This is a genomic window from Glaciihabitans sp. GrIS 2.15 (assembly GCF_035984695.1).
Taxonomy (GTDB): Bacteria; Actinomycetota; Actinomycetes; order Actinomycetales; family Microbacteriaceae; genus Lacisediminihabitans.
The window spans coordinates 21,973-39,186 of the sequence record NZ_JAXCHU010000002.1; the positions used below are offsets into that span (position 1 = coordinate 21,973).

Genomic DNA, 17,214 nt, shown 5'->3' on the forward strand with positions numbered 1-17,214 from the left:
CAGCCGTGGGGACACGTCGTGGATGCCTGCGGGCAATCGGTGCGGTCGGCTCGGGCTTTGCCGCCGGAGCTTCCACTCGCGATGCCGACTTCGGCCTGGCAGGGCGGTGTGGCTGTGGCTGTGGCTGTGGCTGTAGCTGTGGCAGGGCTGCTTCCGGCGCGGCGGGTTTCTTCGTGTGGCCTCTGCGCGGTGGCGTCTCCCCCGTGGTCGAGGCGGGTGGGCGGTCGAAACCCTCGGGCCTCTTCATCGTGCCCCAGGACTGGTCGAACCGGGCTGCAGCGAGAGGGTCTCGAGTAGTTGCGGGATGATCCGGTGGATATCGCCGCCGCCCATCGGAATCACGAAGTCGCCCTCTCGAGCAAGTGAAGCGGCACAGTCAACGGCATCCTGCCACTCGTCGAAATAGTGCACGCGCGACCGGTCGTGGAACAGTCGAGTGATGAGCTCACCGGTGACACCGGGCTCCGGGTCTTGGCGGGCCCCGTAGATTGGCACGACGATCGTGATGTCGGCGAGCGACTCGAATGTCTGCGCGAACTCCACGGCCATCTGCTTTGTGCGTGAGTAGAGATGCGGCTGGAAGATGGGGATCAGGCGGCCGGCGCCCACGGCTCCGCGCGCGCCGGAGAGAGCGGCCTTGATTTCCGTGGGATGGTGGGCGAAGTCGTCGTAGACGCTGACCCCGCGCACGCTGCCGCGCCACTCGAATCGACGCTCCGTTCCGTCGAAAAGTGAGATCGCGTCGAGGGAGGACTGTGGTTCGAAGCCGAGCGAGACGAGCACTCCGAAAGCCCCGGCCGCATTGATCGCGTTGTGTAGCCCTGCGACACGAAGTCGGGTACTGAAGTCGACGCCGTGATAGCGGAGGGTGAAGGCGACCGTCTCGGTGCTGTCGATCGAATGCAGCCGGATGTCGGCATCCGCGTGTTGGCCGAAGGTGAGCACGCTGCGATCGCCAAGGCGGCTGGTGACTGCCACCGCCCGTGGATCGTCGCTCGAGATGACGACCCGCTCGGATGCGGCGCGCGCGAAGGTCACGAATGCCTCCTCGAATGCCTGCTCAGAGCCGTAGTGATCGAGGTGGTCGGGGTCGACATTGGTGATGAGAGCGATCGCAGTGTCGTAGAGCAGGAAGGAGCCGTCTGACTCGTCCGCTTCGACCACGAATGTGTCACCGGTGCCGGTGGCCGCGCTCACACCGAGTGAGCGAATCACTCCCCCGTTGACGAAACTCGGATCGGCCTCAAGCGCGAGCATCGCGGTGACGATCATCGCGGTCGAGGTGGTCTTGCCATGGGCGCCGGCGACCGCGACGACGCGATGATTGCGGGTGAGCCAGGCGAGTGCCCTGGCGCGATGCACAATCGGAATACCGCGCTCGCGGGCGGCGAGGTATTCAGGGTTGTCTTCGGCGATTGCTCCCGTCACGATGAGCGTGTCTGCGCCCTCGATATTGGCGGCGTCATGTCCGATCGCCACCACGACCCCCTTCGCACGAAGTGCTTCGACGGTTTCCGTCACGCGGATGTCCGACCCGGTCACCGCCACGCCAGCCTCGAGAAAAAGAAGTGCGATACCGCTCATACCCGCGCCGCCGATACCGACGAAATGAACCTGACCGAGGTCGGCCGGCACGGTCTGGGAAAAGTCTGACTTGATCACGTGCTCAAACCTACGGTGGAGGCGAGCGCATCCCCGACGAGGTCGACCATGCGATCCGCGCCATCGAGAACTCCGACGGACAGCGTTCGCGCGGCCATCCCCGCGATGAGCGCCCGGTCTTCCAGCAGCGGCACCAGACGGTCGAGAATCCATTGGGGAGTGAAGATGGCGTTCTCCACAATGAGCGCGCCGCCGGCCGCGACGACATCACGGGCATTGTGCTGCTGCTCGCCATTGCCGATGGCGAGGGGCACGTACACCGCGGGCACACCGAGCGCACTGAACTCGCTGACGGTTGCGGCACCGGCGCGAGCGACAGCAAGATCCGCTGCGGCAAGAGCCAGATCCATGCGGTCGCAGTAGGGAATTATCACGTAGTTCGCAAGCTCGGTTGGCGGCAACTCCGACCGCTCTCCTGTGATGTGAAGGATCTGCCAGCCGGCGCCGATGATCGTTGCGGCTGCCGCATAGACCGTCTCATTGACATGTTTGGCACCCTGCGAGCCCCCGGTCACGAGAAGGGTCGGACGAGCCGGAGAGAGTCCAAAGAATGCCAATGCCTCCCTCCGCACGATCGGCCGATCGAGGGATTCGATCTCCTGTCGCAGAGGCATCCCCACAAACCGAGCATGCGGCAGTCGGACTGACCGAAAAGCGGTGCCCACGAAACGGGTGAGGCGAGCGCCAAGGCGATTTGCCATTCCCGGGCGCGCATTCGCCTCATGGATCGCGATCGCCACCTTTTCGCGCCGTGCTGCGAGATAGGCGGGCGCGGAGACGTACCCTCCAAAGCCGACCACCACATCGATGCGGTGTTCACGAACCAGGCCACGGATCTGTGCGACCAGATGCGCGAACCGAGAGGGAAAAAGCAGTATTTCGAGGTTCGGGCGACGAGGGAAGGGCAGCCGGGGCACGACGAGCAACTCGTATCCTCTGGCTGGCACAAGTCGGGACTCGAGGCCCTCCGCCGTGCCCAACACCAAGATCACTGCATCCGGTTCGCGGACAACGATGCGGTCGGCGACCGCGAGCAGCGGATTCACATGGCCTGCGGTTCCCCCGCCGGCGAGGAGGTACCGCGTCACTTCAGTCGACTGCCGGTCGCGGTGGTGACATCCGGTGCACGGCGTGCAAAAGACAGCACTATTCCGATGCCGATGAGCGAGGTTACGAGGGCGGAGCCGCCGGCGGAGATGAGCGGCAACGGTACGCCAAGCACCGGCAGGATACCGAGCACCACCGCGATATTGACGAACGCCTGACCGACGATCCAGACCATGACGGCACTCACCGTGACCCGGGCGAAAGGGTCGGTACTCGCGCGGATGATTCGCACAAACGCGATGGCGAGTACGACGAAGAGCGCAAGCACGAGGATGGCTCCGAGAAGTCCGAGCTCGTCCCCGATGATCGCGAAGATGAAGTCGTTATCCGCCTCCGGTAGCCACGACCACTTGGCTTTAGAGTTGCCGAGCCCCGAACCGAAGAGGCCACCTGACGCTAACGCCCACCAGCCGTGCACGGTCTGCCAGCAGCTACCCAGATGGTCATCGGCCGACTTGCAGCCGCTGAGAAATGCCTGAATGCGGTCCTGGCGGGAGCTTCGCGCCGAAGCGGCGATGGCTCCGGCGATGCCGATGAGCACGATCGGCACCGCAAGAAAACGGAGTTTGACGCCCGCGAAGAAGATCGCGCCCATCACGATCGCGGTGAGGATGATCGACGTTCCGAGGTCCCCTCCCAGGAGAACAAGTCCGACGGCTGCCCCACCGATCGGCACGAGCGGCACAACCAGTTCGCGCCAGTTGTCCATCACATCGCGCTTCTTGAAGAGGATGTAACCGAGCCAGATCACCAGAGAGAGCTTCACGAACTCAGACGGCTGTCCGCTGAACGTGCCGATGGTAATCCAGTTTCGATTACCACCGCGCTCAGACCCGAGTGGCGTAGCAACGGTCAAAAACTGAAGCCCGAGCGCTACCAGGAGAAAGATTCCCGACCAGCGCTTCCAGAAGCTCGCGCGCATCCGAGCCGCAATGAGCATCAGCGGCACGCCGACCGTCGCGAAAACCACCTGGCGCACGAAGCCGTTGAAGAAGTCACCGCTCGCTTTGAATGACTCAACGGCCGAGGACGACAACACCATGATCAGGCCGAAGACCACGAGAAAGAGGGTCGTGCCGAGCAGCAGGAAGTAGTTGCCGGTCTCGGCAGCGAAGAGCCGCTTGACCGCGACTACAGCTGCGGGACCGTGGGAATCCGTCGGAGGGCTCGAGCGCTGGACCGACTTAGTCTTCATCCGCGGGCGAGGAGGGCTCGTCGTCATCCGTGCCATCCCCTCGTGCTTGTGGTGCTGAATCTGCTTCTCGTACCGCGTCCGCGAACCGGTTGCCCCGGTCGGCGTAGTCAATGAACTGGTCCATTGAAGCGGCCGCCGGTGCAAGCAAAACTGTGTCCCCCCGTCGGGCGACCGCGGCCGACAGTCTCACGACCACCGGCATCACCTCCCTAGTGTCCGCGGTGTCGACCTCGAACACCGGCAGCTCCGGCGCGTGTCGCGCGAACGCATCGCGCAGAGCCGAGCGGTCGGTGCCGATGAGGATGGCGGCACGCAGGCGCGCACGGGTGGCCGAGACCAGTTCGGTGACGTCCACGCCCTTGAGCAGCCCGCCGACGACCCACACCACGGAATCGAAGGATTCCAACGCGGCCTTGGCCGCATGCGGGTTGGTGGCCTTCGAGTCGTTCACCCAGCGGATCCCGTCGCGCTCGAGAATCGTCTCTGTGCGGTGATGGTCCATTCGGAAGGCCTGGAGCGCGGAGCGGATGTCGCCGGGCGCCACCCCGAACGAACGGGCGAGAGCGGATGCCGCGAGAACATTCGCGATCATGTGCGGCGACCCGAGCCCAACGGCCTCGAGCTCATCCACTGTGGTGAGCTCGATTGCGGCCCGCCAGCGGTCGGCGAGGAATGCCCGATCGACCACGATCTCGTCGACAAGGCCGATGTCACTCGGACCGGGGATTCCGCGTCCAAATCCGATGGCGCGGCATCCGTCCACCACTTCGGCTTCTTCGACCAGTTCGCGCGTGGCGTCGTCTTCCAAGTTGTAGACGCAGGCAACTCGAGTGCGATCGTAAACGCTGCCCTTCGCCGCGCGGTAGGCCGCGGCGGAACCGTGCCAATCAAGGTGATCGGCGGCGAGGTTGAGGCACACGCTGGAGAACGGCGACATCGACTGAAGGTAATGCAGCTGGAAGCTCGAAAGTTCCACGACGAGCACGTCGAAACCGGTGGGGTCGCGCACCGCATCGAGCACGGGTATGCCTACGTTGCCGCAGGCAATCGCTCGCCTGCCTCCCGCAATGAGCATGGCGGTGGTCAGCTGGGTCGTGGTCGTCTTGCCGTTGGTGCCGGTGATTGCGATCCACTCGGCAACAGTGCCCGATCGATCGCGCAGGCGCCACGCCAGCTCGACATCTCCCCACACGGGAATGCCCGCCGCCGTTGCCCAGGCGACGAGCGGATGCGTCGGGGCAAAACCCGGCGACACCACCACGAGCTCCGGGCCGAAGGCGGCGAGCTCGGACTCCAGGTTGGTGAGCACCAGGCGCACCCCGATCACCTCCAGCAGGTCGGCGGTCTCGTCATCGGCACGATTGGCGAGCACGACGAGCTCTGCGCCGAGTTCCGCGAGCGTGTCCGCGACGGAGAAGCCGGTGACGCCGAGGCCGAGCACGGCCACCCGGAGTCCCGCCCACTCGGCGCTCCAGCCCGTGAGCGCCGCAACGTCATCCGCAGTTCGTGTCATCAGCGAACCCGCGAGAGCCATTCGAGATAGAACGTGCCGACGCCGGCCGCCACGAAGAGGCCGGAGATGATCCAGAAGCGCACGACGATCGTGACCTCTGCCCAGCCCTTCATCTCGAAGTGGTGATGGAGGGGACTCGCGCGCCAGATGCGTTTGCCTCGGGTGGCTTTGAAGTAGATGCGCTGCACGATCACCTGGCCGGTGATGATGAGGAACAGGCCACCGATCAGAATGAGGAGCAGTTCGGTGCGGGAGAGGATGGCGAGGGCGGCGAGGGCCCCGCCGAGTGCGAACGACCCGGTGTCGCCCATCATGATCTGGGCGGGCGAGGTGTTCCACCACAGAAAGCCGATGAGCGAGCCGACGATCGCCGCCGCGACCACCGCGATATCGAGCGGGCGGGAGACGGTGTAGCACTTGAACAGGTTGGCAACTTGAATTTTCGTGCTGAAACAGGACTGGTTGGACTGCCAAAATCCGATGATGATGTACGAGCCGATCGCGAGGATTGACGAGCCGGCCGCTAGGCCATCGAGGCCGTCGGCAAGGTTCACCGCGTTGGTGGTGGCCGTCGTGATCAGCACGATCCAGACGATGAACAGGATCACTCCCAAGGTGGCGCCGAACAGCACGACGAAGTTGAAGTTGAGATCGCGGACGAAAGAGATCGCGGTCGAGGCCGGGGTGCGTCCGTTGGCATCCCGATAGACCAGTGCGATGATTCCGAACACGATGGCCACGATCACCGTGCCGACAATCTTGTACCAGCCGGCGAGACCGATGCTGTTTTGGCGCTTGACCTTGAGGAAGTCGTCGATGAAGCCGATGAAGCCGAGTCCGGCCATCATCGCGAGCACCAGGATCCCGGTGCCGGCGACGGAGTCTCCGGCCACCAGGTGGCCGCCGAAATAGCCGACGATGGCCGCCGTGATGAAGACGATGCCACCCATTGAGGGCGTCCCGCGCTTCATCACGTGCGCGGTCGGGGTGTCCGCGCGAATGAACTGGCCGAGTTTGAGCCGACGGAACGCTCTCGCGAAAAGCGGTGTCAACAGCAGGGTAAAGACCATGCTGATGCCGCCGGCGGTGAGGAGCGCAATCACTCCGGCACCTCACCGATGCGGTCGCCGAGAAAGCGCAGATTGGCGGACTTCGAGGACTTCACCAGCACGATATCGCCCGCGCGCAGATCGTCGCGGATCCGATCGTAAGCCTCGTCGGCGGTTGCGACGAGCATCGACTCCCCGTCCCACGAGCCTTCCAGCCCTGCAGCATTGTGGATGTGACGGGCACCGTGACCAACAACGATGAGCTTCTGGATGTTGAGGCGCACGACGAGCCGACCGATGCGATCGTGCTCCCCGTCGGAAAACTCCCCGAGCTCCGTCATCTCACCGAGGATCGCGATGGAACGCTGGCCCGGTTCGATGATCTGGGCGAGGGTCTTGAGTGCGGCGGACATCGAGTCGGGGCTCGCGTTGTAGGCGTCGTTGATCACCAGGATGCCGTCGGATCGGGTCAGCACCTCCATCCGCCAGCGTTCGGCACGCGGCACCGATTCGAGGGCGGTGATGGCGGTGTCGAGGTCGACGCCGAGTTCACGGGCGACCGCGAGGGTCGCGAGGGCGTTCATCACGTGATGCTCGCCGAGGATCCGCAGCAGTACCGGCCGGTGCAGGTCGCCCTCGATGAGCGTGAACGCGGTGCCGGAGGCGGTGGCGCGCAGGTCGTCCGCGCGCACGTCTGCCGAGGCATCCAGTCCGAACCAGACCGTGCGGGCCTTCGTGAGGGACGCCATCGCGGCGACGCGTTCGTCGTCCCGGTTGAGAATCGCGACGGCACTGGCCGGCAGCTGCGTCACGATCTCAGACTTTGCCCGCTGGGTCTGCTCGATACCGCCGAATTCGCCGGCATGAGCAAGGCCGACTTTGAGCACGACAGAGATGTCGGGCATGACGATTCCGACGGTTCGGGCGATCTCTCCGATTCCGGAGGCTCCCATCTCCACCACGAGGAAGCGCGTGTCGAGGTCGATCGACAGCATGGAGAGAGGCGCCCCGACGTGGTTGTTGAATGAGCCGGGAGGGGCGATGGTGGCGCCGGCGGTCTCGAGCACCGCGCGCAGCATGTTCTTGGTGGTCGTCTTGCCGTTCGACCCGGTGATGCCGATGACCTTGAGCGCTCCCCTGGCGCGAACGGTTGCGACGACAAATCGAGCGAGATCGGCGAGGGCGGTGAGGGTATCTTCAACCACGACCTGGGACGCCGCGAGTTCGAGTTCATGGTCGACGAGCAGCACGGCGGCACCGTTGTCGATCGCGGCCTGAGCGAACAGGTGGCCATCGGATACCTCGCCGGGCAGGGCGATGAAAGTCGATCCGGGGGTGACGAGACGCGAATCGGCGTGAACCGTTCCGGAGACCTCGTCGAAGTCATGGGAGCCGGGTGCGAGGCGCAGCGTGCCGCCGACGGCCGCCGCGAGTTCGGCAAGCGTGAGAGAGATCACTTAAGCCCACCCCGCCTCTCGTAGGGCCTCACGGGCCTCGGCGCGTGCGGAATATGGCGTGCGCTCACCGCGGATGTCGCGGTAGTCCTGATGACCGGGGCCAGCCCAGAGGATTGAGTCACCCTCCTGCGCGAGCGCCACCGCCACGCGAATCGCCTTCTCCGGCGGGCTGACCTCGTGAAGCTCGGCCTGGTGCTCGGCACGATTCGCGCCCTCGATCAGCGTCGCTCGAATCGCTTCCGGGTCTTCGAAGCGTGGGTGGTGATCGGTGATCACCAGGATGTCGGAACCCTCAGAGGCGACCCGCCCCATCTCGTGACGTTTGGTCGCGTCGCGGTCCCCGTCAGCGCCGAACACCATGATCACGCGGCCCGTGGTGAATTTGCTCACCGCGTCGAGAGTATTGAGGAAGGCATCCGGGCTGTGTCCGAAGTCGACATACACGCTCGGCCCGCGATCGCCGGAAACTCTCTCGGTGCGTCCGGGAAGATAAGCGTCGATGCCGTGCTCGATTGCCTGGCCGATGGCTTCGAGCTCGAAACCGGCCTCCACCAGCATCACGACCGCGAGGGCCGCGTTGGCCGCCATGTGTCGGCCGATGAGTGGCACGTGGGTTGTGATCGAACGACCCTCCGGTCCGGTGAGAGTGAACTCGACACCGGACGCACGTTCGTCGAGGATTTCGACGTTCCACGCCCCCGCGACGCCGGTGGTCGACGAGATCGTGGTGACCGGGATGCGGGAGCGATCGACAACCTTCTCGCCCCAGGCCGTATCCAGCGAGACGACTCCGCGCTTGCCACGCTCCGGGTCGAACAACGCGAGCTTGGCCTCGAAATACTCGTCCATGTCGGCGTAGTCGTCGAGGTGGTCGTGGCTGAGATTGGTGAAGGCCACCACATCGAACAAGAGCCCGTCGACCCGATTCTTGGTGAGAGCCTGGGCGCTCACCTCGACGGCGACCGCACGCACCTCGCTCTCGCGCATGCGGGCAAGGAGGGCGTGCATCTCGCTCGCCTCCGGGGTGGTCAGTCTCGAGACAACACTCACCTCGCCGATGTGGCGCTCGGCGGTCGACGAAAGTCCAGTGACGAGACCCAGTTGCTTGAGGATCGCCTCAAGGATGTAGGCGGTCGAGGTCTTTCCGTTGGTGCCGGTGATACCGAGCATGAGTGGTGGATGCTCGTTGGTGCGGTATACCCAGGCCGAAACGTCGCCGAGCGCCCTCCGTGGCGACTCGACAATGACAAGGGGAAGGCCGCTGTCAGCGGCGAGTTCGGCTCCGGCCTGATCGGTCAGCACGGCCACGGCACCACTCTCGGCAGCCTGCTTCGAGTACTGGGCGCCATGGCTGTTCTGGCCTTGGATCCCCACATAGAGATCACCGGCCTCGACCTCGGTGGAGCGCACGGTGACACCCGTGATTTCGACACCGTCGAGCTGGCCGACCGAGTCGAGCCCGAACTCCGAAACGAGTCCGACTAGAGGCCTGGCCAGCGGATGCTCCGGTCGTAGAACCGGGGGGATCCGTGCAGTCACAGCGTCTACTTTCTTACCAGGTCGTCGCCGGATAGGTGGATGGCGTTGTCGACGGGGGTACCCGGTACTTTGTGAGCACCTGGGACATGATCTTCTTGAAAGTCGGTGCCGCAGCGGCCGACGACTTCATAGTAGCTGGCTTGGTGTAGGTCACGACGACGACGTACTGCGGGTCCTCGGCGGGCGCGATCCCGGCAAACGACACGATGCGATCGGAGGTGTAGCCACCCGGCCCGGCCACCTCGGCGGTGCCACTCTTGCCCGCGACGCGGTATCCCGGGATCTTCACGGCCTGGGATAGCTCACCGCCCTGAATCACACTCTCGAGCATGTTCACCACGGTCTTCGCGGTGTTTTCGGTGACCACCCGTGTGCCCGTTGCGGAGGGGAGATCGGTGACGGTGCCGTCGGCCTTTGTGCAGCTCTCGACGAGAGTCAGCGGCAGTTTGACTCCCCCGTTGCCGAGGGTTCCAAAGATCTGGGCCACCTGCAGGGCTGTGGCCGACACGCCCTGGCCGTAGAGCACGTTGTACTTGCTCTGGTCGTCCCAGGGTTTGGCGGCGCTGCCGCTGACACCCAGGCTGCCCGACTGCTCACCCAGGAAGTCGACCGCGGTCCTCTGGCCGAGCCCGAACTTCTTCATATACGCGAGGCGCACGTCTTCCGGCACCTTCGAACCGAGCATGGAAATGCCCACGTTCGACGAGTTCTGCAGCACGCCGGTCAGCGTGAGCTGCTGGGTGGGGTGGCCTATCGCGTCCCGCACGAAACCGCCCTCCGGCGTCGTCCACCGCGACGGAACGGTGGCCTGCATGGTCGGTGACCCGATTCCGGTGTCGAGAAGGATGGCGGCAGACATCGCCTTGAATACTGAGCCTGGCTCGTACGCCGCAGAGAAGGCGAGCGAACCGAAGTTGGCGACGGCCGATCCGTCGATGTTGTTCGGGTCGACCGCTGGCCAGTCGGCCGCGGCCATGATGTGGAAGTCCTTGACACGCAGCACGATGGCCGTGCCCGACTGCGCGCCGATCGCAGTGCCCTGCTCGGCGATGGCCTGGGTGGAGAACCAGTCGAGGTCGCTGTCGAGGGCGAGCTTGAGTGTGCCACCGGGAACGGATGCCTTGGTGGTGACCGCGCTACCGGGGATCTGCACCCCATCGGCGCCCTGCTCATAGGTGGAACTGCCGTCGGTGCTGGCCAGGCATTTTTTTTCGGTGACCTCGAGACCGCCACCCGGTCCTTCGGTGTTCATGTAGCCGGTGAGGTTGCCGGCTACCGCGCCATTCGGGTAGACGCGCTTCGGATGCAGCTGGAACACGATGCCCGGAATCTTGAGCTTCTCGATAGCGCGTCGAGTCGCGAGGTCGACGGATTTGGTGACCAAAGCATAGTTTGAGGTCGGATTTTTGGTGAGCGACTGGTACACCGTCGCCGGGTCCTGCTTCGTGAGAGTGGCGAGCTCGGTCGCGGCCTGCATCACGGTCACTGTGGTCTTCGTGCCGTCTTTCGCGACGACGCCGAATCCGCCCGCCGCATCCATTTTCACGAAGTTCGCCGGAGACACCGCCACGTCGTAACGGTTGACGCTGGCGGCGAGAACAACCCCGTTGGTGTCGACGATGCCGCCGCGAGCCGCATAGGTGGGGGTGACGACGGCTCGCTTGTTGAGCGCGTCAGAGGTGAGCTGGTCGGCCCGCACGAGCTGGATGTCGACGAGGCGAACGGCGAACACGCCGACCACCGCAAAGACCACCACGATCGCGAGGGCCAGGCGATGACGGCTGCGGCGCGGGGTGGTCACGGGCGCTTCCTCCGATGGTTTGGCAACTGGATGGTTCACGGAACGGGTGTTCTCGGCGCCGGCCGACGCCGGAGCCGATGCTCTAGTGGGTGATCGGCGACGGCATTACAGTCGGCGCCGGAACCCCCGCTGTGGACGCTACAGAATCGTTCGTCAGTGGTGTGCCAGGCGCGCCCGTCCCGGCTGTGGTTGCTCCCGCACCGATAGCCGAAAGCTCGGGGGTGATCAGCGCGTTCGGGGTATATTTCGCGGCATCCGCTGCCACGGTCGTATCTGCAGTGGCCGCCATGGGAGCCCGGGTGACACCACCGGTGAGGCTCAGGAAGCCCTGGCTGCCGGTATTCATCACCATGCCGAGCGCAGATGCGCGCCCCGCGAGGTTCTGGGGTGACCGCAAGGTATTGAGGGATTCGGACAGAGCCTGCTGGTCACGGGAGAGATCGCGCTGGGTCTGCTGGAGTCCCGAGATCTGGTACGCACCATCCGACAGCCAGATGCTGAGAAGCAGTTGGGCCATCAGGATGATGAAGAGTCCGACGACGGCAACGAGTGCGTAGACCACGCGAGGTCGCGCACGCCTCTGGTGGCGAGTGGAGACGATCTCAATATGACGGGGATGGCTGTCGAGCCCTGCCGGAACGAAGGCTGGCAGATCGATGGCGAGAGCGTTACTCATGCGGCCTTCCGAATGCGTTCGGCAGCACGCAGCCGCACGGGTGTGGACCGCGGGTTTGCGGCCTTCTCGTCGTCGCTGGCGAGTTCGGCGCCGCGGACGAGCAGTCTGAGTTCTGCGCGGTGTTCCGGCAGTTCGATCGGGAGTCCCACCGGAGCGGTCGATGACGACGCTGTGGCCAGCGCACGCTTCACGATTCGGTCTTCGAGCGACTGGTAGGCAAGCACGACGATGCGGCCGTCGACGGCGAGGGAGCGGATCGCGGCCGGGATAGCGCGCTCGAGTACCGAGAGCTCTTGGTTGACCTCGATACGGAGTGCCTGGAAAACCCGCTTGGCCGGATGTCCCTTGCGTTGGATGGCCACCGGGGTCGCCGCGGTGATGAGTTCGACGAGCTCAGCAGAGCGCACGAGCGGCCTCGCCTCCCGGGACTCCACGATCTTCTTTGCATACCGCTGGGCGAGCCGTTCTTCGCCAAACTCCCAGAAGATACGCCGCAGCTCGGACTCGCTGTAGTCGGCGAGGATTCGTTCGGCCGTGAGAGGCGATGTCGCGTCCATGCGCATGTCAAGGGGCGCATCCTTCGAATAGGAGAATCCACGCTCTACCCGATCGAGCTGCAAGGAAGACACGCCAAGGTCGAACAGGATGCCCGAGACCTCGGTGATCCCGAGTGAGTCGAGGGACTCCTCGAACCGGTCGTAGACGGTGTGGACGAGATGCACTCGGTCGCCGAAGGGTGCGAGGCGCTCCCCCGCAATGGCGAGAGCATCGGTATCGCGATCGAGACCGACGAGCACCAGCTCGGGAAAGCCCTGCAGGAAGGCCTCGGCGTGGCCGGCCATACCGAGCGTTGCATCCACCAACACTGCGCCCGGCTGAGAGACCGCTGGGGTGAGCAGCTCGATGGTTCGTTCGAGCATCACAGGGGTGTGGATCTGGTTGCTGACCATAGTGACCGGTGGTCCAGTTCCTTGTTCCTGATCCCCATCCGTCCGACCTGTCACCGGGGAAGTGATGTCAGGGCGAATCGACGGCTGGGAGTCAGGAACAAGGGCGCTAGAAGAGCCCGGGGATCACCTCCTCCGTGGTGTCCGCGAAAGCACTCTCCTGCTCGGAGTAATAGGTCTCCCAGGCGGCGGTATCCCAGATCTCTGCGCGGTTACCGGCGCCGATCACGGTGAGGTCCCGTCCGAGACCGGCATAGGCGCGCAACGCAGCGGGGATCGTGACGCGGTGTTGGGTGTCGGGTACCTCAGCGTTCGCTCCGGAAAGAAAGAGACGGAGATAGTCGCGAGCCTGCTTGCTCGTGACGGGAGCCTGACGGATGCGATCGTGCAGCTCTTCGAACTCGCGAGTGGAAAACACGTAGAGGCATCGCTCCTGGCCTCGGGTGATCACGATGCCGGACTCGAGCTCTGACCAAAACTTGGCCGGAAGGATGACGCGGCCCTTGTCGTCGAGCTTGGGGGTGTGGGTGCCAAGAAACATCGGCAACTCCCCCTCATTCTCCGGCCTGGATTCAAGTAAGCTCCACTTTACTCCACTCTCCACCACAAATCAATAAATAGCACGCCGAAATGCCCCGAAATGGGGTAGATCTTCCCGATATTACTGGCAGATGACTGGTGGAGGAAAATCGAGTCGATTGCGTAAACCGCCACGAAAAACGGCACAAAAAAAGGCCGATCTTTCGATCGGCCGTCGTTTGAGGGTGAAGCTACTGCTCGCGCCCATCCTGGCGCTTGTCCCAGCGCTCGTTCATGCGATCCATGAAGGACGCTTTCGAACGCGCTTCAGCAGGCCGCGGCGCTTCTTCTACCAGACGCTTGGGCGACGAAATGGCCACGAGAACGCCCACGAACATCACTACAAATCCGGCGACACCGAGGACGGCCAATTGGAGCATGACACCGGTGACGATCACCGCGATTCCGGCGAGGCCGAGGAGCGCACCGATCGCGATTGACCGGTAGGTTGGCCGTCCACCGCCCGAGCCGACAGTTGCGACGAAATCTGCATCGTTGTGATAGAGACTGCGCTCCATTTCGTCCAGGAGACGCTGTTCATGTTCCGACAGCGGCATGATGACTCCCTTCAGGCCAGAGACGCGGTTATGGTGTGTCTCAATTGTAGACTCTGCTACCTAGCTAGGCTATAACCGTGCCTGAGAGTAAGCGGTTAGTTGACCTTGTCCAGAGCGACATCGACGTTTTTTTGGACGAGCGGGAGCCATTGCTCGCGCACATCGGATCGGACCTTGCCCCGTTCATCGACTTCTCCCGCGTGCTCCTGAGGGGCGGCAAGCGCTTTCGTGCGCTCTTCTGCTACTGGGGCTGGCAGTCCGTAAGCGGACACATGACGAGCTTCGATGTGATGCCCGATCGCGGCGTCCCCAGCGATCTCGATGCGATCGTGCTTGCGGCGAGTGCCCTCGAGTTCTTTCACGCGGCGGCACTCGTGCACGACGACATCATGGATAACTCCGACACCCGGCGTGGGATGCCCAGTGCACACAAGCGATTCGAGGCTCTGCACGACGACGGCCGCTGGACCGGGAGCGCGCGCGGATTCGGCCAGTCCGCCGCGCTGCTGCTCGGCGACCTTTTGCTGAGCTGGAGCGACGAGCTATTCGACTCCGGACTACAGTCGCTCACCGAGCCCGCGGCCCGCGTTGCCGCGCGCCGCGAATTCAACCTCATGCGAACAGAAGTGACTGTCGGCCAGTACCTCGACATCCTCGAAGAACGCAGCTGGAGAAACTACCCAGAACCCGAACTGCTCTCGCGCGCGCACCGCGTGATCGTCTATAAGTCGGCCAAGTACAGCATCGAAGCGCCTCTCGCAATCGGTGCGGCGCTCGCCGGCGGATCGATCCAGCAGGTTGCTGCGCTCCGCGAATTCGGCCTTCCGTTGGGAATCGCCTACCAGCTGCGGGATGACCTGCTTGGCGTCTTCGGTGACCCCGAGACCACGGGCAAACCCTCGGGAGACGACCTGCGCGAAGGCAAACGCACGGTACTCATCGCCCTCGCTCGCACCAAGCTGTCGTCCAACTCCACCAGCCTGCTCGACGAACTGCTCGGAGACCCGGAACTCTCACCTCAGCAGGTGGCGATGCTCCAGGCATCCATCCGCGAGAGCGGTGCCGTCGAGCATGTCGAGCGCATCATTGACCACAACGTCACACTCGCGATCACCGCGATCGAAACTGCTCCACTCAGCGCGGCATCAAAGGAGCAATTGATTCGGCTCGCAGACACCGTGATCAAGCGATCCGCCTAAGACGCGGAGGTCCGCTAGAAGCCGAGCGCCTGCGCGACTCGTCTCACCTCGGCCTTGCGGCCGGCGCGGAGAGCGTCGATTGGGGAGATGCCGAGGCTCTCCTCCTCGGTGAGCAGCCAGTGCATCGCTTCGTCGTCGCTGTACCCACTGTCATGGAGCACGACAAGAGTTCCGCGCAGCTCCGGAAGCGGCTCGCCGTCACGGATGAAGGACTCCGGTACTTTCCAGACACCGTCGAACTTCGAGGCAAGCAGGCTGTGGTCTTCGATGAGCCGACGCACTTTGCTCACGCCGATTCCGAGCATGTCGACGAGTTCGGGGAGGGTGAGCCAGCGGGTGTCCGAAGCAGTAGTCACGAGTGCAATGCTGCCAGAAGTGCGGCCCCGTGCAAACTTCGGCTTTTTATTTCGAATGCGTTAACTTAAACAACATCCGTCCCGCTAATTGACACTGTTATAAATCTATGTCAGCGTTTACCGATGGCGTGTCGCCTGTTCCTGGGTGCAGCACATATCTCGGGGGCGAGAGATAGACGAGGTTTTAGCATGACGAACACATTCGAACCGCGTAGGGACCGCTCGAGTCGGCGGCAGGGCAGCCCCGCGGATCAGGGCAGCCGGGCCGATCAGGGCAAACTTGCCCGCGGTCTCTTCAACACCATCCCGATCGTGATCGCCGGCTCCATGGCGATGACGCTCAATGTGACCGGCCCGGTGCACTCCGCCGACCTTCGGCGCGAAAAACCGCGGTCTTCGCCGATAGAGCTCCGCAAGAGCATCCGCGACGCGTTCACCGCCGCCGCCCGAGCCGCACGCAACCCCGTTGCCGTCCCCGTTTCGCAGGCCAGCACCATCGTGGCTGCCGCGCCCACCAGCTACAAGGTCGTGGCCGGCGACACGATCTCGAGCATCGCCGGGCGCTACGGCCTGGCCACCGCCTCCGTTCTCGCTCTCAACGGCCTCGGCTGGAAGTCGGTGATCTTTGCCGGCCAGATGCTGAAGCTGAGCAAAAGCGGGCCAGTGTCCGCAGTCACTCCCGTCGCTTCCACCCCAACGAGCCGTTACACGATCCAGAAGGGCGACTCGATCGGCGGCATCGCCGCAAAGTTCGGGCTCGCCACCCAAACCCTGCTGAGCGCCAACGGGCTGGCCTGGACCAGCATCATCTACCCCGGCCAGACAATTGCCATCCCGGGATCGACGGCTGTGGCCTCCGTCACCCCCGCCAGCCAAGTGCGCATCGTGGAGGCTCCGTCTGCCAAAACGCCGAGCAGTAACCCCGTGACCTACACGATTGCAAGCGGTGACACCATCGCGAAGATCGCCTCGAAATTCGATGTGACCTCCCAGGCCATCCTCACCGCCAATAACCTCAGCTGGTCGAGCATCATCTACGGCGGCCACACCCTCGTCATCCCGACCGCTGCTTCCGTCGTGCCCGCATCGCCGAGTGCCGTCGTGCCTCTCACCCGCGAAATGGCCACCAATGCGCGCATCATCGTCTCCGTCGGCCGCTCCCTCGGCGTGCCGGAGTATGGCCTGGTCGTGGCCCTCGCCGCCGCCGCGCAAGAGTCGGGTCTCCGCAACCTCACCTACGGTGACCGCGACTCGATCGGCATCTTCCAGCAGCGTCAGAGCACCGGCTGGGGTACTCCGGCGCAGATCCTGGAGCCGACGTACGCGAGCCGTCTGTTTTTCGGTGGGCCGAAGAATCCCAACGCCGCGAATACTCGCGGGCTTCTCGACATTCCGGGCTGGCAGGCCAAATCTGTAACCGATGCGGCCCAGGCGGTGCAGCTGTCCGGCTTCCCCGCTGCCTACGCAAAATGGGAGACCTCGGCACGATCCTGGCTCGCGACACTCAAGTAGCCAGTGGGAGATAACGATTGCGCTCACAAGCGCATTCGAAGCGGCTGCAGCACGGTGTTTTATCC

At 64.1% G+C, this 17,214-nt stretch carries 15 protein-coding genes; 2 read left to right on the top strand and 13 right to left on the bottom strand.

The window, feature by feature from the left end; all coding sequences use genetic code 11:
• Positions 1-243: 243 nt before the first annotated feature.
• The 12 genes from murC to RCH11_RS02590 all read right to left on the bottom strand — a co-directional run bounded on the left by murC (position 244) and on the right by RCH11_RS02590 (position 14,082).
• On the bottom strand, positions 244-1,662 hold the full coding sequence (gene murC / locus RCH11_RS02535) for a UDP-N-acetylmuramate--L-alanine ligase (RefSeq protein ID WP_327055422.1): 1,419 nt from the start codon (positions 1,660-1,662) through the stop codon (positions 244-246).
• Entirely contained in the window at positions 1,659-2,750 is a 1,092-nt protein-coding gene (locus tag RCH11_RS02540) for a UDP-N-acetylglucosamine--N-acetylmuramyl-(pentapeptide) pyrophosphoryl-undecaprenol N-acetylglucosamine transferase (RefSeq protein WP_327055423.1), read from the bottom strand. Before RCH11_RS02540 ends, murC begins: the two co-directional genes overlap by 4 nt.
• Positions 2,747-3,964, bottom strand: coding sequence for a putative lipid II flippase FtsW (gene ftsW, locus RCH11_RS02545; RefSeq protein WP_327055424.1), 1,218 nt, complete (start codon positions 3,962-3,964; stop codon positions 2,747-2,749). Before ftsW ends, RCH11_RS02540 begins: the two co-directional genes overlap by 4 nt.
• Entirely contained in the window at positions 3,954-5,477 is a 1,524-nt protein-coding gene (murD, locus tag RCH11_RS02550; RefSeq protein WP_327055425.1) for a UDP-N-acetylmuramoyl-L-alanine--D-glutamate ligase, read from the bottom strand. The genes ftsW and murD overlap by 11 nt, the downstream gene beginning before the upstream one ends.
• Entirely contained in the window at positions 5,477-6,580 is a 1,104-nt protein-coding gene (gene mraY / locus RCH11_RS02555) for a phospho-N-acetylmuramoyl-pentapeptide-transferase (protein ID WP_327055426.1), read from the bottom strand. Before mraY ends, murD begins: the two co-directional genes overlap by 1 nt.
• Positions 6,577-7,983, bottom strand: coding sequence for a UDP-N-acetylmuramoyl-tripeptide--D-alanyl-D-alanine ligase (locus RCH11_RS02560; protein WP_327055427.1), 1,407 nt, complete (start codon positions 7,981-7,983; stop codon positions 6,577-6,579). Before RCH11_RS02560 ends, mraY begins: the two co-directional genes overlap by 4 nt.
• The gene (locus RCH11_RS02565) at positions 7,984-9,522 is read right to left on the bottom strand and encodes a Mur ligase family protein (RefSeq protein ID WP_327055428.1); all 1,539 of its coding nucleotides are present in this window, start codon (positions 9,520-9,522) and stop codon (positions 7,984-7,986) included.
• A gap of 13 nt (positions 9,523-9,535) precedes the next feature.
• Positions 9,536-11,323: a peptidoglycan D,D-transpeptidase FtsI family protein gene (locus RCH11_RS02570; protein WP_327055429.1), complete on the bottom strand. Its 1,788-nt coding sequence runs from the start codon at positions 11,321-11,323 to the stop codon at positions 9,536-9,538.
• Between the two features lie 82 nt (positions 11,324-11,405).
• Positions 11,406-11,999 carry a hypothetical protein gene (locus RCH11_RS02575; RefSeq protein ID WP_327055430.1) on the bottom strand — a complete coding sequence of 198 codons (594 nt, stop codon included), beginning with the start codon at positions 11,997-11,999 and terminating at the stop codon, positions 11,406-11,408.
• Complete coding sequence (rsmH, locus tag RCH11_RS02580; RefSeq protein WP_327055431.1) at positions 11,996-12,949, bottom strand: 16S rRNA (cytosine(1402)-N(4))-methyltransferase RsmH; 954 nt, start codon at positions 12,947-12,949, stop codon at positions 11,996-11,998. Before rsmH ends, RCH11_RS02575 begins: the two co-directional genes overlap by 4 nt.
• A 106-nt stretch (positions 12,950-13,055) precedes the next feature.
• Entirely contained in the window at positions 13,056-13,487 is a 432-nt protein-coding gene (mraZ, locus tag RCH11_RS02585) for a division/cell wall cluster transcriptional repressor MraZ (protein ID WP_327055432.1), read from the bottom strand.
• A 229-nt stretch (positions 13,488-13,716) separates the two neighbouring features.
• Positions 13,717-14,082, bottom strand: a complete 366-nt coding sequence (locus RCH11_RS02590; protein ID WP_327055433.1) for a DUF3040 domain-containing protein — start codon at positions 14,080-14,082, stop codon at positions 13,717-13,719.
• Positions 14,083-14,159: 77 nt separating this feature from the next.
• On the opposite strand from RCH11_RS02590, the gene RCH11_RS02595 reads away from it, so the two are divergent.
• A complete protein-coding gene (locus RCH11_RS02595) occupies positions 14,160-15,281 on the top strand; it encodes a polyprenyl synthetase family protein (protein ID WP_327055434.1) in 1,122 nt (373 codons plus the stop codon).
• Between the two features lie 14 nt (positions 15,282-15,295).
• On the opposite strand, the gene RCH11_RS02600 is transcribed toward RCH11_RS02595, so the two are convergent.
• Positions 15,296-15,637 carry an Rv2175c family DNA-binding protein gene (locus tag RCH11_RS02600; RefSeq protein WP_327055435.1) on the bottom strand — a complete coding sequence of 114 codons (342 nt, stop codon included), beginning with the start codon at positions 15,635-15,637 and terminating at the stop codon, positions 15,296-15,298.
• Positions 15,638-15,826: 189 nt separating this feature from the next.
• Here RCH11_RS02600 and RCH11_RS02605 point away from each other — a divergent pair, with 189 nt between their 5' ends.
• Positions 15,827-17,149 (top strand): LysM peptidoglycan-binding domain-containing protein, encoded by a 1,323-nt coding sequence (locus tag RCH11_RS02605; protein WP_327055436.1) that lies wholly within the window; start codon positions 15,827-15,829, stop codon positions 17,147-17,149.
• The last annotated feature ends 65 nt before the right edge of the window (positions 17,150-17,214 follow it).